The organism is Bacillus inaquosorum, assembly GCF_023238325.1.
GTDB classification, from domain to species: Bacteria; Bacillota; Bacilli; order Bacillales; family Bacillaceae; genus Bacillus; species Bacillus inaquosorum.
Genome location: NZ_CP096592.1, coordinates 2,366,679 through 2,380,196, shown reverse-complemented (window position 1 = coordinate 2,380,196; position 13,518 = coordinate 2,366,679). Strand labels below are relative to the sequence as shown.

Below are 13,518 nucleotides of genomic sequence, written 5' to 3'. Positions count from 1 at the left end.
TCAGTATATGTCTGACCGTGATATGCTGAAGCAGTTATATTTGACGCAGCTTTTGATCATCATCGTCGCAGCAGGAGCGGGATTGTTCTTCTTTGAGGATGCAAGGGACGTACTAAAGCTCTGGAATATTCGCGATATGCGAATCATATGGTATGGTGTTTCTGTTGCGGTTATTGTTATTTTAGCCGATATGGCAGTAATGAAATGGTGTCCGCCTCATTTATATGATGACGGCGGAATCAATAAAAAAATATTCAGTAAGAGGTCAATCCCTCATATTATATTTTTAACGCTTCTGATTGCTTTCGCGGAAGAAATGTTATTCAGAGGAGTGCTTCAGACTCATATCGGTTTATGGGCGGCCAGCATTGTATTTGCCGTTCTGCACTTTCGATATTTGTCAAAATGGCTGTTATTTATCATGGTGACAGCAATCAGCTTTTTGCTCGGTCTGATATATGAATGGACCGGTAACTTATTTGTTCCGGTGACGGCACATTTTATCATTGATGCCGTGTTTGCCTGTCAGATTCGTTTTGAACATGTGAGGAGGGATATACATGACGAACATGTCGAGAGTAGAGAGAAGAAAAGCCCAGAATCTTTATGAAGATCAAAACGCCGCCGCATTGGCGGACGATTATGTCGATGATGATGGAGAAAGCCTTCCGACAAGACAATCTGTAAAAAATCAAAAAGAACAGAAAAAAAAGCAAGGCAAAACAAAAACGCCATTATTCACTGTACTCGCTGTATTATTTGTATTTGTGCCGGTTATCGTTTTAGTGACCTTATTTTATCTCAAAAGCCACCCGGATAATCATGATGATTATGAAGATGTTTTTATCGACAGCAGCCAAAGCAAATATGAGATTGTGCCGAAATCAGAGGAAAAAAAGGATAACGAAGACACCAAAGTGACCAAAGAGGCTGCACTGCAGCAAGAGTCAAAAAAAAAGTCTGAGGATACAAAGGTAAAAGAGCCGGCAAAAACAACAACTGATCAGAAACAGCCTGCTGTAGCGGAAAAAGAAGACTCAGCAAATAAGGAGGAAGCAACCGCCGCGGCTGCTTCCTCTTCCCAACAAACAGCAGCCCGGCAAGAACAACAGCCGGCTGAACCAGTTCAACCCGAGCCGAAACGCGTTGTCAAGCACACCGTCCAGAAGAAAGAAACGCTGTACCGCATTTCCATGAAGTATTATAAAAGCAGGTCAGGAGAAGAAAAAATTCGCGCGTATAACCATCTAAATGGAAATGATGTCTACACCGGACAAGTATTGGACATCCCCTTGGTGGATTAAAGGGCATTTTTTTATTTTACGCACATATATTGTAGCAATGAAAATGGACAAGGTGTGAAGCGTATGGAATCTTTATGGAATCAGCTGGATCAGTTTACAGACGCGCCGACCAAACAGATGCTCCAAGCACTGGTGAAACGAAAACGAAAATTTGAAAATTATGCAGCACAGTGCCGCAGGTGGCGATGGACTTCACTCATTTGCCTGGGTTTATTATGTCTGATGATCATGATCAAAAGCCCGGCGCCTCAGCTCGTTCTTCAAGAAATGCTTAGCCATACTTTTTATTTATTTTGGATGATGGCAACCGCTTTTGCATACTGCACTTCATATTATTTTAAGAAAAAGGAAGAAAAAGCTGAGGGTGATTTCCATAAACTGAGATGCGAAATTATCCAGAAAAGCACTGACCTTTGGCCGCAGCCGGATAAATGGAAGGCGAGAGAGTCTGTCTTTCAAATGATGAAGCACAAATATGACATAAATCTATATTTTGAAAGTAAATAAAATGGGGCGTTTTCTCAAACGATAGAAACGTCTTTTTTTATTGTCCGTCTTATTGATAAGTTCTAAAAGAATGGAGAGTTTTTATGAAGCTATCAGTGAAAATTGCCGGTGTGCTAACTGTGGCGGCAGCGGCAATGACGGCAAAAATGTACTCAACAGCAAAAGGCAACCATCTGAAAACACATACATTTCCTTTATCAAAAATGAAGGGCAAGCCGCCTCTTACAATCTTTTTTATTTCAGACATTCACAAGCGTCTCATCGATCAAGATCTTTTAGAAAAAGCGCGAAGCCATGCCCCTCACCTTGTTATCATCGGCGGTGATTTAGCTGAGGGCGGAGTGTCTAGTACGAGAATCGAGGAAAACATCAAAAGGCTCGCGGCTATCGGGGTCCCTGTCGTATTTGTGTGGGGGAATAATGATTATGAAGTCAGGCAGCATGAACTGTATTCTATATTCAAAGTGCATGGTGTCATCACTCTGAGGAATGAGTCAGTTCCGTTTTCGTACAACGGCCATACGATAGGCATTGCCGGAGTTGATGATATCAGGATGGAGATGGATCATTATGAGGAAGCCATTAAAGAACTCGATAAAAGCCAGCTGAATATTCTGGTTTGCCATAACCCGGAGATCCATGAACAAATCAATGAAGCTGATGGTATTGATGCGATATTCAGCGGACATACCCATGGCGGTCAGATCAGGTTTGGAAAATTCGGCCCGTATGAACTTGGAAAAACAGGCATGATTAAAAATGCGGCGTACCTGATCAGCAATGGATATGGCACAACAAAAGTGCCTCTTCGTTTAGGTGCTGAGCCGGAAACGCACATTGTGACTCTTTGCGCGCCAGAATAACTTCTCAAAAGCAAAAATCCATAAGGCAATAAAAACTGCATTGTGCTTGTCTTACTAGTGAACTCAGTGTAAACTGATAACAATTAAGAACCTATGACTCATCATCTCATATAATGTGTTATATGATTTGTGTGCAAGTAGAGGCAGGAGGGAACGTTATGCGGCTTGAGCGTCTGAATTATAATAAGATCAAAATCTTTTTAACCCTCGATGATTTGACAGACCGGGGATTGACAAAAGAAGACCTCTGGAAGGACTCATTTAAAGTCCACCAGTTATTTAAAGATATGATGAATGAAGCTAATACAGAGCTCGGCTTTGAAGCGAATGGACCGATTGCAGTGGAAGTGTATTCTCTCCAAGCACAAGGGATGGTAGTGATCGTAACAAAGAACCAAGACGCCGATTCAGAAGACGATGAGTATGATGATGATTACATCGAAATGCAAGTCAAGCTTGATGAAAGCGCGGACATCATTTATCAATTCCATTCCTTCGAAGATATCATTCAGCTTTCAGAAAGCTTACAGCGAATCGGTATCACAGGGGGAACTGTCTACCACTATGACGGACAGTACTTTTTAAGCCTTGAAGACCTGGGAGCACATACGGCTGAGGGGGTTGTGGCGGTTCTGGCTGAATACGGCAATCCGACAACTTTAACGATTTATCGCTTGCAAGAGTATGGTAAAATCATTATGGACGGTAATGCCGTCGAGACGATACAGACTCATTTTTCATAAGAACGCACGAAAAACTGCTGATTTCACAGCAGTTTTTTTTCGTTAAAAAACATGGAAAAACATAACGTTTATTCTATGCACAGATCATATGAAGGTGTATACTATTCTCTGAAAGGGAGCATGTGAGAAACAGAAGATTCTAGGAGGTTAACTCAAATGGCAGCCGATCGAAACACCGGTCATACAGAAGAGGACAAACTTGATGTATTAAAATCAACCCAAACCGTAATACATAAGGCTCTGGAGAAATTGGGATATCCTGAAGAAGTGTACGAACTGTTAAAGGAGCCGATGAGATTATTAACGGTAAAAATACCTGTTCGTATGGACGACGGTTCAGTAAAAATTTTCACAGGTTATCGTGCGCAGCACAATGACTCTGTCGGTCCGACGAAAGGCGGGATACGTTTTCACCCGAACGTAACAGAAAAAGAGGTGAAGGCGCTTTCTATTTGGATGAGTTTAAAATGCGGCATAATTGATCTTCCATATGGCGGTGGTAAAGGCGGAATTGTTTGTGATCCAAGGGATATGTCGTTTAGAGAGCTGGAGCGTCTGAGCAGAGGGTATGTCAGAGCAATCAGCCAAATTGTCGGCCCGACGAAAGACGTGCCGGCGCCGGATGTATTTACAAACTCACAAATCATGGCTTGGATGATGGATGAGTATTCAAGAATTGATGAATTTAATTCGCCTGGATTTATTACAGGCAAGCCGCTTGTGCTTGGCGGATCTCACGGGAGAGAATCTGCGACAGCAAAGGGTGTAACCATCTGTATTAAAGAAGCGGCTAAGAAAAAAGGCATCGATATTAAAGGTGCGCGTGTCGTTGTCCAAGGCTTCGGAAACGCGGGAAGCTATTTGTCGAAATTTATGCACGATGCAGGGGCAAAGGTTGTCGGCATCTCAGATGCATATGGCGGACTTTACGATCCAGAAGGACTCGATATCGATTACTTACTCGACCGCCGCGACAGCTTCGGTACCGTAACAAAGCTTTTCAATGATACCATTACGAACCAAGAGCTGCTGGAGCTGGATTGTGATATCCTCGTTCCTGCTGCGATTGAAAATCAAATTACAGAAGAAAATGCCCATAATATCCGGGCTGAAATTGTCGTTGAAGCGGCAAACGGGCCAACGACGCTTGAAGGAACAAAAATTCTTTCAGACCGGGACATTCTGCTTGTACCAGATGTGCTGGCAAGTGCCGGCGGCGTAACGGTTTCTTATTTTGAGTGGGTTCAGAATAATCAAGGCTTCTACTGGAGTGAAGAAGAAGTAGAAGAAAAATTAGAAAAAATGATGGTCAAATCATTTAACAATATTTATGAAATGGCTAAAAACCGAAGAATTGACATGAGACTCGCTGCTTATATGGTCGGCGTTCGCAAAATGGCTGAAGCTTCGCGTTTTAGAGGCTGGATATAAGTTGATGATTTGCATAAAAATAAAAAATCTCCTATGATAAAATAGGAGATTTTTTTATTCGGAAATAGAAAAATATGAAGTGAAATGCCAATCGCAGGAGTTGACGGAAATGATTCAAGAAAAAGCAATAATTATAGGCGGAGGACCTTGCGGATTATCTGCTGCCATTCACCTAAAACAAATTGGCATTGATGCCCTCGTCATCGAAAAAGGCAATGTCGTTAACAGCATTTACAATTACCCGACGCATCAAACCTTTTTCAGCTCAAGTGAAAAGCTTGAAATCGGAGACGTGGCATTTATTACGGAAAACAGAAAGCCTGTCAGAATTCAGGCTTTGTCGTATTACCGGGAAGTGGTCAAGCGGAAAAACATCCGTGTAAATGCGTTTGAAATGGTTCATAAAGTGACGAAGGCAGAAAACAATACATTCGTTATAGAGACGTCAAAAGGAACTTACACGACGCCATATTGTATTATTGCAACAGGCTATTATGATCATCCAAACTATATGAACGTACCCGGTGAGGATTTGCCGAAAGTATTCCATTATTTTAAAGAAGGCCATCCGTACTTTGACAAAGATGTCGTCGTCATCGGCGGGAAAAACTCAAGTGTAGACGCTGCGCTTGAACTCGTGAAATCTGGAGCGCGTGTCACAGTTTTATACAGGGGCAATGAGTATTCGCCAAGCATTAAGCCTTGGATTCTGCCTGAGTTTGAATCGCTAGTCAGAAACGGAACAATCCGTATGGAATTTGGCGCTTGTGTAGAAAAAATCACCGAGGATGAAGTTGTATTCCGCTCCGGCGAGAAGGAAATCATCACCATTAAAAATGATTTTGTATTTGCCATGACAGGCTATCATCCCGACCATCAATTCCTTGAAAAAATGGGTGTTGAAATTGATAAAGAAACAGGACGTCCGTTTTTCAATGAAGAAACGATGGAAACAAACGTTGAAGGTATTTTTATTGCCGGGGTTATTGCTGCGGGGAACAATGCAAATGAAATATTTATTGAAAACGGCAGGTTTCATGGAGGACATATCGCAGAGGAAATCGCAAAAAGAGAAAATCATTAAAGAAAGGGAGCATATGATGAATTCGTATGCTCTTTTTGTTTTTTTAAGTGTAGACAGATGTAAAATCATAAACAACATGGTAGGATAGACTTAGGAATATAAAGGAAAGAGGTTGCCTGATGTTTGCAATCATCTCTGCAGGAATTGCCCCTGGCATCGCGCTGTTAAGTTATTTTTATTTAAAAGATCAGTATGATAATGAACCTGTACATATGGTGCTTCGGTCGTTTTTTCTAGGGGTTGTTCTTGTATTTCCCACGATGTTTATCCAGTACGTGCTTGAAAAAGAGAATGTGGGAGGCGGAAGCTTTTTCGTTTCTTTTTTATCTTCGGGGTTTTTGGAGGAATCATTAAAATGGTTTATTTTGATGGTCAGTGTTTACCCGCATGCCCACTTTGATGAGCATTATGACGGGATTGTGTACGGGGCCAGTGTATCGCTCGGTTTTGCAACCCTCGAAAATATTCTATACTTAATCGGTCACGGCGTGGAGCATGCGTTCGTCAGGGCGCTGCTGCCCGTTTCATGCCATGCCTTGATAGGCGTTATTATGGGATTTTACCTTGGGAAAGCCCGTTTTTCCGCTGATAAGACGCGTGTGAAGTGGCTTATTCTTTCTTTAGCAGTCCCGTCACTTTTGCATGGATCGTATGATTTTATCCTCACAGCACTCAGCAATTGGATTTATTATATGCTTCCATTTATGTTATTTTTATGGTGGTTTGGTTTACGCAAAGCGAAAAAAGCCCGTTCCGTCAATATGATGCAAATATAGAAGCCGCACAGAAACCGTGCGGCTTTTTTATGTGCCGATTTATCAAATGAGATTTTATGTTTTGAGGGATAACAAGGAAAGAGTGTATAAAAATAACCTCGTTACAGAAAATACGATTACACTTAAAAATTTGCTGTAGGAGGCTTGAAAAAGATGAAGTCCAAAGGATCGATTATGGCATGTCTCATCCTTTTTTCCTTTACAATAACGACGTTTATCAATACTGAAACCATCGCTGCCTTTTCGAATCAGGTCATTCAAAGAGGGGCAACAGGAGACGATGTGGTCGAACTCCAGGCGCGCCTTCAATACAATGGATACTATAACGGAAAAATTGACGGGGTTTATGGATGGGGAACGTACTGGGCAGTTCGAAATTTTCAGGATCAATTCGGGTTAAAAGAGGTTGACGGCCTAGTCGGAGCTAAAACAAAGCAAACCCTAATATCTAAATCTAAATACTATCGTGAATATGTCATGCAGCAGCTTCAAAAAGGGAATACATTCACGCATTACGGAAAAATTCCGCTGAAATACCAGACGAAACCATCAAAAGCAGCAACACAAAAAGCAAGACAGCAAGCAGAGGCGCGGCAGAAACAGCCTGCGGAAAAAACAACGCAGCAGCCTAAAGCGAATAAACAGCAAAACAATACACCTGCAAAAGCAAGAAAACAGGATGCGGTCGCTGCCAACATGCCTGGCGGATTTTCCAACAATGATATCAGGCTGCTTTCTCAGGCAGTTTATGGCGAAGCCCGGGGCGAGCCGTACGAGGGGCAGGTTGCCATTGCAGCAGTCATTTTGAACCGATTGAACAGCCCGTTATTTCCGAATTCTGTGGCCGGGGTTATTTTTGAGCCGCTTGCCTTCACAGCAGTAGCCGACGGGCAAATTTACATGCAGCCTAATGAAACGGCCCGAGAAGCAGTATTGGATGCCATCAATGGCTGGGACCCATCAGAGGAAGCACTGTACTACTTTAACCCGGATACAGCTACAAGTCCGTGGATTTGGGGGCGTCCGCAGATTAAAAGAATCGGTAAACACATTTTCTGTGAGTAGCAGGACATGAGAAAGCATAAAAAGAGGTGTGATAAATGATCAGAGGAATTTTAATCGCCGTGCTCGGTATTGCAATTGTCGGTACAAGCTACTGGGGATACAAAGAGCACCAGGAAAAAGACGCAGTTCTTCTTCATGCTGAAAATAACTATCAGCGGGCGTTTCATGAACTTACCTATCAGATGGATCAGCTTCATGATAAAATCGGAACAACACTTGCCATGAACAGCCAAAAATCACTATCACCTGCATTGGTAGATGTGTGGAGGATTACATCTGAAGCTCATAACAGTGTCAGTCAGCTGCCGCTTACATTAATGCCGTTTAACAAAACAGAAGAGCTATTATCAAAGATCGGCGATTTCAGTTATAAAACGTCAGTCAGAGATTTGGACCAAAAGCCGCTTGATAAAAAAGAGTATACATCACTAAATAAGCTATATCAGCAATCCGAAGATATACAAAATGAACTGCGCCATGTTCAGCATCTTGTCATGAGCAAAAACCTTCGCTGGATGGACGTAGAGATGGCGCTGGCTTCTGACGAAAAACAAAGTGATAATACGATTATCAACAGCTTTAAAACTGTCGAAAAAAATGTCGGTGCATTTTCCACTGGAACTGATCTAGGCCCGAGTTTCACAAGCACAAAAAAAGAAGAGAAAGGCTTTGGCCATCTGAAAGGAAAAGAAATTTCCGAACAGGAAGCAAAACAAATTGCTGAGCGATTTGCCCCCGATGATAATTATTCAATTAAAGTGGTAAAGAGCGGAAAAAAAACAAATCGCGACGTATATAGCATCAGCATGAAAGACCCAGACCATAAAGCAGCGATTTATATGGATATTACGAAAAAGGGCGGGCATCCGGTATATTTGATCCAAAACAGAGAAGTGAAAAATCAGAAAATCAGTTTGAATGACGGATCGAACCGCGCGCTCGCCTTTTTAAAGAAAAACGGATTTGAAACAGATGATTTGGAAATTGATGAAAGTGCCCAATATGATAAAATCGGCGTATTTTCATATGTTCCTGTTGAAAATAAAGTCCGGATGTACCCAGAAGCGATTCGCATGAAAGTGGCTTTGGATGACGGTGAGGTTGTCGGCTTTTCAGCAAGAGACTTCCTAACATCCCACAGAAAAAGAAACATAGCTAAGCCAGCCATTACTGAAGAAGAAGCAAAATCCAAATTAAATAAAAATGTACAAGTGAGGGAAACAAGGCTCGCTTTGATTACAAATGAAGTTGGGCAAGAAGTGTTGTGCTATGAAATGCTCGGAACCATTGAAAACGACACATTCAGGATGTATATTAATGCTAAAGACGGATCGGAAGAAAAGGTTGAAAAACTAAAAAATGCCGAACCTATATATAAAGACCTATAAAAACAGGAGGAAAGGACTAAATGTCTTTTCCTTTTTTTCATTACATGCTTTAATAAAAAGTGAGTATATTTGAATACGAAAGAGTGAAGTCAATGATGATAGAGATTGGGGAAAATGTACATTTAGAATATATAGAAGAAAATGAATTGAAAAAGGCAAAGAGCAAGGCAGTAAGCATCGAAAACAATGAGCTTTTGATTGCGTACCCTGTTGATGTAGTTACAGGGCGAACTGTGATTTTACATAACGATATGGAAGTAATGGTAGAGTTTGTGGGCAAAGACGAAGTTCCTTACCGCTTTACAAGCCGCATAAAAGGTAAAGTGAAGGACAAACTTCAAATGATCTGTCTTGAAGTGCCTCCCCGTGAAAAAATGAAACGAATCCAGCGCCGCCAGTATGTAAGGTCTGATGCGGTATTGGATGTGCAAATTAAGCCGGCAGATGAAAAAGAAGGGTTCCACACACTTTCCTATAACATCAGTGCAGGCGGCATCGCCGTGATTTTAGCTGATGGCCGTTCTTTTCAATCCGGAGAATCATTGCGCCTTATCATCAGTCTTTCTGAAGAGGAGAACACACGTCAAATAGAAACAGCAGCCGTTGTCAGACGAATCTTTGATGATCCAAAATCCAGGAAACGTAAAATGACCATTGAGTATACGGGAATCGCAGCAAGTGACCAGCAGTTCCTGCTTCAATATTGCATCCGGCGCCAGTTAAATAAGAGAAGAAAGGCCCGGATGGAATAAACATCGGCAAACACTTCCATACTATTTGTGATGGAGGTGCTCCGATGAAAACATTTGAACGGCTGCTAATTAAAATATTGTTTATTCAGGCCATCATTTTACTTAGTGTCCAATTTCTTTTTCACTATCAGCATATTGAACCTTATGTATCAAAAGTGATTCAATATGAAGGGGTGGATAACATGGAGGGGGACAATAAGATTGAAACCTTCAAACATTAATTATTCATCAATTTTTCACCCTTTTTCATAAAGTTCGTGATACAATCCATAGAGGAGAAAAGAGCAAGGAGAGGAATTATGGAAAAGAAATTATCGATTGCAATCGACGGCCCAGCAGCTGCGGGGAAAAGCACCGTTGCCAAAATTGTGGCTGAGAAAAAATCGTACATATATATTGATACAGGAGCGATGTATCGGGCGATAACGTACGCGGCTTTACAGGAAAACGTTGATCTGACAGATGAAGAAAAACTGGCTGAGCTGCTAAAGCGGACAAACATTGAACTGATTACAACAAAAGAAGGACAAAAAGTACTCGTTAACGGCACCGATGTAACCGAGGCGATCAGAACAGATGAAGTCAGCAACCAAGTTTCAATTGCGGCCAAGCATAGAAGCGTCAGAGAAGAAATGGTGAAGCGCCAGCAGCAGCTTGGGGAAAAAGGCGGCGTCGTCATGGATGGACGTGATATCGGGACTCACGTGCTGCCGAATGCAGAAGTGAAGATTTTTCTTTTGGCATCTGTTGAAGAGAGAGCAAAACGCCGTTATGAAGAAAATGTGAAAAAAGGCTTCGATGTCAACTACGAAACATTAATTGAGGAAATTGCAAGAAGAGACAAGCTTGATTCAGAGCGCGAAGTATCTCCCCTGCGCAAAGCAGAAGACGCTCTTGAAATCGACACGACATCTCTTTCTATTCAGGAAGTAGCTGATAAAATCCTTGAGGCAGTGGAGCAAAAGTCCCGCTGATTAAGGCGAATGCCACTTTTTTTGAATTTTTCAACGAAGAAAGAATGTTATTGCTTGACAAACATGTCCTTTTATTAGAAGTTAATACTAATAAAACTTTTTATTGATCATTCAAAAAACTTTTTTGGATGATTCTTTAATACATATTCGGCTAAAAGCGGGCATGTTTATATGTTCAGCTTTCAAACCGTTTTAATTAAGCTGTGTAGGTTTGGACCAAGGAGGTTATTCAAATGACAGAGGAAATGAATCAAATTGATGTTCAAGTGCCAGAGGTTGGAGATGTAGTTAAAGGGATTGTGACAAAGGTAGAGGACAAGCATGTGGATGTAGAAATTATTAATGTCAAACAGTCCGGCATTATTCCAATCAGTGAATTATCAAGTCTTCATGTAGAGAAAGCATCGGATGTTGTAAAAGTAGACGACGAGCTTGACCTGAAAGTAACAAAAGTGGAAGACGATGCTTTGATTTTATCTAAACGTGCTGTTGATGCAGACCGCGCTTGGGAAGACCTTGAGAAAAAATTTGAAACAAAAGAAGTGTTTGAAGCTGAAGTAAAAGATGTCGTAAAAGGCGGCCTTGTCGTTGATATCGGCGTTCGAGGTTTTATCCCGGCATCACTTGTTGAAGCGCATTTCGTTGAAGATTTTACTGACTATAAAGGGAAAACACTGTCTCTGCTCGTTGTAGAGCTTGACCGTGATAAAAACCGCGTGATCCTTTCACACCGTGCCGTTGTTGAAAGTGAACAAGCGAATAAAAAACAAGAACTTCTTCAGTCTCTTGAAGTTGGAAGTGTACTGGATGGAAAAGTACAGCGCCTGACTGACTTTGGCGCGTTTGTTGATATCGGCGGTATCGACGGACTTGTACACATTTCACAGCTTTCCCACTCCCATGTAGAGAAGCCGTCTGACGTTGTCGAAGAGGGACAGGAAGTAAAAGTGAAAGTATTATCGGTTGACCGTGATAATGAACGTATTTCTTTATCTATCAAAGATACACTGCCTGGACCTTGGAGCCAAATCGGCGAGAAAGTGAAACCTGGTGATGTGCTTGAAGGAACTGTGCAGCGTCTAGTAAGCTTCGGTGCCTTTGTTGAAATCCTTCCAGGTGTTGAAGGTCTCGTTCATATTTCTCAAATTTCTAATAAACACATCGGCACGCCGCATGAAGTCCTTGAAGAAGGACAGACTGTAAAAGTGAAGGTTCTTGATGTGAATGAAAATGAGGAGCGCATTTCATTAAGCATGCGTGAACTTGAAGAAGCGCCTAAAGCCGATCAGGAAGATTACCGTCAATATCAGGCGAAGGAAGAAACAAGCACTGGCTTCCAGCTTGGAGATCTGATCGGAGATAAGCTGAATAAACTAAAATAATTGGTGATAAACGTGACTCGAGCAGAACGGAAAAGACAACACATCAATCATGCCCTGTCCACCGGCCAAAAGCGGGAAACGGGTCTTGATGATATTACGTTTGTTCATGTCAGTCTGCCCGATCTTGCATTAGAACAAGTAGATATTTCCACAAAAATCGGCGAACTTTCAAGCAGTTCGCCGATTTTTATCAATGCAATGACTGGCGGCGGCGGACAACTTACATATGAAATAAATAAATCGCTTGCACGAGCGGCTCGTCAGGCTGGAATACCTCTTGCTGTCGGATCGCAAATGTCCGCATTAAAAGATCCCTCAGAGCGTGTTTCGTATGAAATCGTTCGAAAGGAAAACCCAAACGGGCTGATTTTTGCCAACCTGGGGAGCGAGGCGACAGCTGATCATGCAAAGGAAGCAGTTGATATGATTGGAGCGGATGCGCTGCAGATTCACTTAAATGTGATTCAGGAAATTGTGATGCCTGAAGGAGACCGAAGCTTTAGCGGCGCTCTGAACCGCATTGAACAAATTTGCAGCCAGGTCAGTGTACCAGTCATTGTGAAAGAAGTCGGCTTCGGTATGAGCAAAGAATCAGCAGGGAAGCTGTATGAAGCTGGAGCGGCAGCTGTTGATATTGGCGGTTACGGGGGTACAAATTTTTCGAAAATCGAAAATCTCCGAAGACAGCGGCAAATTACTTTTTTTGACTCGTGGGGCATTTCGACAGCCGCAAGTTTGGCGGAAATCCGCTCTTCGTTTCCCGCAAGCACAATGATTGCGTCCGGCGGCCTGCAGGATGCGCTTGATGTGGCGAAGGCAATTGCGCTTGGGGCCTCTTGCACCGGAATGGCAGGACATTTTTTAAAAGCGCTGACTGACAGCGGCGAGGAAGGACTGCTTGAGGAGATTCAGCTGATCCTTGAGGAATTGAAAATGATTATGACCGTGCTGGGCGCCAGAACGATTTCTGATTTGCAAAAGGCGCCTCTTGTGATCAAAGGTGAAACCCATCATTGGCTTACAGAGAGAGGGATCGATACGTCCAGCTATAGTGTGCGATAAATATTAAAGCCCAAAACCTTATGAGTTTTGGGCTTTTTGTTTTATGATTTTCGCTTTTTGAAGCTTCCGTTTTGTTCAAGGCTTGTCGCTCCGTCATAGTGAATGGACTGGTCTCGGTCTGATTCGACTCTGCCAGAAGCTTTGAGTTTTTTCTCCTGTCTGTCTTTTCCCATGATCATGCTCCTTA

16 protein-coding genes are annotated in these 13,518 nt (G+C 42.2%); 15 read left to right on the top strand and 1 reads right to left on the bottom strand.

What is annotated here, in order from left to right:
• Positions 1-7: 7 nt before the first annotated feature.
• The 15 genes from M1M80_RS11780 to fni all read left to right on the top strand — a co-directional run bounded on the left by M1M80_RS11780 (position 8) and on the right by fni (position 13,331).
• Entirely contained in the window at positions 8-610 is a 603-nt protein-coding gene (locus M1M80_RS11780) for a CPBP family intramembrane glutamic endopeptidase (protein ID WP_060398916.1), read from the top strand.
• Positions 561-1,304 (top strand): LysM peptidoglycan-binding domain-containing protein, encoded by a 744-nt coding sequence (locus tag M1M80_RS11775; protein WP_060398915.1) that lies wholly within the window; start codon positions 561-563, stop codon positions 1,302-1,304. Before M1M80_RS11780 ends, M1M80_RS11775 begins: the two co-directional genes overlap by 50 nt.
• 63 nt (positions 1,305-1,367) lie before the next feature.
• On the top strand, positions 1,368-1,811 hold the full coding sequence (locus tag M1M80_RS11770) for a YpbF family protein (protein WP_004398163.1): 444 nt from the start codon (positions 1,368-1,370) through the stop codon (positions 1,809-1,811).
• Between the two features lie 83 nt (positions 1,812-1,894).
• Positions 1,895-2,674 carry a metallophosphoesterase gene (locus M1M80_RS11765; protein WP_060398914.1) on the top strand — a complete coding sequence of 260 codons (780 nt, stop codon included), beginning with the start codon at positions 1,895-1,897 and terminating at the stop codon, positions 2,672-2,674.
• A 158-nt stretch (positions 2,675-2,832) separates the two neighbouring features.
• On the top strand, positions 2,833-3,417 hold the full coding sequence (locus M1M80_RS11760) for a genetic competence negative regulator (protein ID WP_060398913.1): 585 nt from the start codon (positions 2,833-2,835) through the stop codon (positions 3,415-3,417).
• Between the two features lie 156 nt (positions 3,418-3,573).
• Positions 3,574-4,848 (top strand): NAD-specific glutamate dehydrogenase, encoded by a 1,275-nt coding sequence (gudB, locus tag M1M80_RS11755; RefSeq protein WP_004398159.1) that lies wholly within the window; start codon positions 3,574-3,576, stop codon positions 4,846-4,848.
• Positions 4,849-4,957: 109 nt separating this feature from the next.
• Positions 4,958-5,932, top strand: coding sequence for a YpdA family putative bacillithiol disulfide reductase (locus M1M80_RS11750; RefSeq protein ID WP_004398157.1), 975 nt, complete (start codon positions 4,958-4,960; stop codon positions 5,930-5,932).
• Between the two features lie 119 nt (positions 5,933-6,051).
• A complete protein-coding gene (gene prsW, locus M1M80_RS11745; RefSeq protein ID WP_004398155.1) occupies positions 6,052-6,708 on the top strand; it encodes a glutamic-type intramembrane protease PrsW in 657 nt (218 codons plus the stop codon).
• Positions 6,709-6,861: 153 nt separating this feature from the next.
• Positions 6,862-7,773 (top strand): spore cortex-lytic enzyme, encoded by a 912-nt coding sequence (sleB, locus tag M1M80_RS11740; RefSeq protein WP_004398152.1) that lies wholly within the window; start codon positions 6,862-6,864, stop codon positions 7,771-7,773.
• 35 nt (positions 7,774-7,808) lie between these two features.
• Positions 7,809-9,161 carry a germination protein YpeB gene (gene ypeB / locus M1M80_RS11735; protein ID WP_060398912.1) on the top strand — a complete coding sequence of 451 codons (1,353 nt, stop codon included), beginning with the start codon at positions 7,809-7,811 and terminating at the stop codon, positions 9,159-9,161.
• A 95-nt stretch (positions 9,162-9,256) separates the two neighbouring features.
• On the top strand, positions 9,257-9,913 hold the full coding sequence (locus tag M1M80_RS11730; protein ID WP_060400037.1) for a flagellar brake protein: 657 nt from the start codon (positions 9,257-9,259) through the stop codon (positions 9,911-9,913).
• Between the two features lie 44 nt (positions 9,914-9,957).
• Positions 9,958-10,134, top strand: coding sequence for a YpfB family protein (locus tag M1M80_RS11725; protein ID WP_004398147.1), 177 nt, complete (start codon positions 9,958-9,960; stop codon positions 10,132-10,134).
• 78 nt (positions 10,135-10,212) lie between these two features.
• Positions 10,213-10,887 carry a (d)CMP kinase gene (gene cmk / locus M1M80_RS11720; protein WP_004398144.1) on the top strand — a complete coding sequence of 225 codons (675 nt, stop codon included), beginning with the start codon at positions 10,213-10,215 and terminating at the stop codon, positions 10,885-10,887.
• A gap of 233 nt (positions 10,888-11,120) precedes the next feature.
• Complete coding sequence (gene rpsA, locus M1M80_RS11715; RefSeq protein WP_003225495.1) at positions 11,121-12,269, top strand: 30S ribosomal protein S1; 1,149 nt, start codon at positions 11,121-11,123, stop codon at positions 12,267-12,269.
• 12 nt (positions 12,270-12,281) lie between these two features.
• Positions 12,282-13,331 carry a type 2 isopentenyl-diphosphate Delta-isomerase gene (fni, locus tag M1M80_RS11710; RefSeq protein ID WP_004398141.1) on the top strand — a complete coding sequence of 350 codons (1,050 nt, stop codon included), beginning with the start codon at positions 12,282-12,284 and terminating at the stop codon, positions 13,329-13,331.
• Between the two features lie 41 nt (positions 13,332-13,372).
• Here fni and M1M80_RS11705 read toward each other — a convergent pair whose 3' ends face one another.
• Complete coding sequence (locus tag M1M80_RS11705; protein ID WP_004398140.1) at positions 13,373-13,504, bottom strand: YpzI family protein; 132 nt, start codon at positions 13,502-13,504, stop codon at positions 13,373-13,375.
• Between the last annotated feature and the right edge of the window lie 14 nt (positions 13,505-13,518).

Excerpts from the sequence above, each read along its gene's own strand:
- M1M80_RS11780 (WP_060398916.1), top strand. The coding sequence starts at position 8 with ATGTCTGACCGTGATATGCTGAAGCAGTTATATTTGACGCAGCTTTTG.
- M1M80_RS11775 (WP_060398915.1), top strand. The coding sequence starts at position 561 with ATGACGAACATGTCGAGAGTAGAGAGAAGAAAAGCCCAGAATCTTTAT.
- M1M80_RS11770 (WP_004398163.1), top strand. The coding sequence starts at position 1,368 with ATGGAATCTTTATGGAATCAGCTGGATCAGTTTACAGACGCGCCGACC.
- M1M80_RS11765 (WP_060398914.1), top strand. The coding sequence starts at position 1,895 with ATGAAGCTATCAGTGAAAATTGCCGGTGTGCTAACTGTGGCGGCAGCG.
- M1M80_RS11760 (WP_060398913.1), top strand. The coding sequence starts at position 2,833 with ATGCGGCTTGAGCGTCTGAATTATAATAAGATCAAAATCTTTTTAACC.
- gudB (WP_004398159.1), top strand. The coding sequence starts at position 3,574 with ATGGCAGCCGATCGAAACACCGGTCATACAGAAGAGGACAAACTTGAT.
- M1M80_RS11750 (WP_004398157.1), top strand. The coding sequence starts at position 4,958 with ATGATTCAAGAAAAAGCAATAATTATAGGCGGAGGACCTTGCGGATTA.
- prsW (WP_004398155.1), top strand. The coding sequence starts at position 6,052 with ATGTTTGCAATCATCTCTGCAGGAATTGCCCCTGGCATCGCGCTGTTA.
- sleB (WP_004398152.1), top strand. The coding sequence starts at position 6,862 with ATGAAGTCCAAAGGATCGATTATGGCATGTCTCATCCTTTTTTCCTTT.
- ypeB (WP_060398912.1), top strand. The coding sequence starts at position 7,809 with ATGATCAGAGGAATTTTAATCGCCGTGCTCGGTATTGCAATTGTCGGT.
- M1M80_RS11730 (WP_060400037.1), top strand. The coding sequence starts at position 9,257 with ATGATAGAGATTGGGGAAAATGTACATTTAGAATATATAGAAGAAAAT.
- M1M80_RS11725 (WP_004398147.1), top strand. The coding sequence starts at position 9,958 with ATGAAAACATTTGAACGGCTGCTAATTAAAATATTGTTTATTCAGGCC.
- cmk (WP_004398144.1), top strand. The coding sequence starts at position 10,213 with ATGGAAAAGAAATTATCGATTGCAATCGACGGCCCAGCAGCTGCGGGG.
- rpsA (WP_003225495.1), top strand. The coding sequence starts at position 11,121 with ATGACAGAGGAAATGAATCAAATTGATGTTCAAGTGCCAGAGGTTGGA.
- M1M80_RS11705 (WP_004398140.1), bottom strand. The coding sequence starts at position 13,504 with ATGGGAAAAGACAGACAGGAGAAAAAACTCAAAGCTTCTGGCAGAGTC.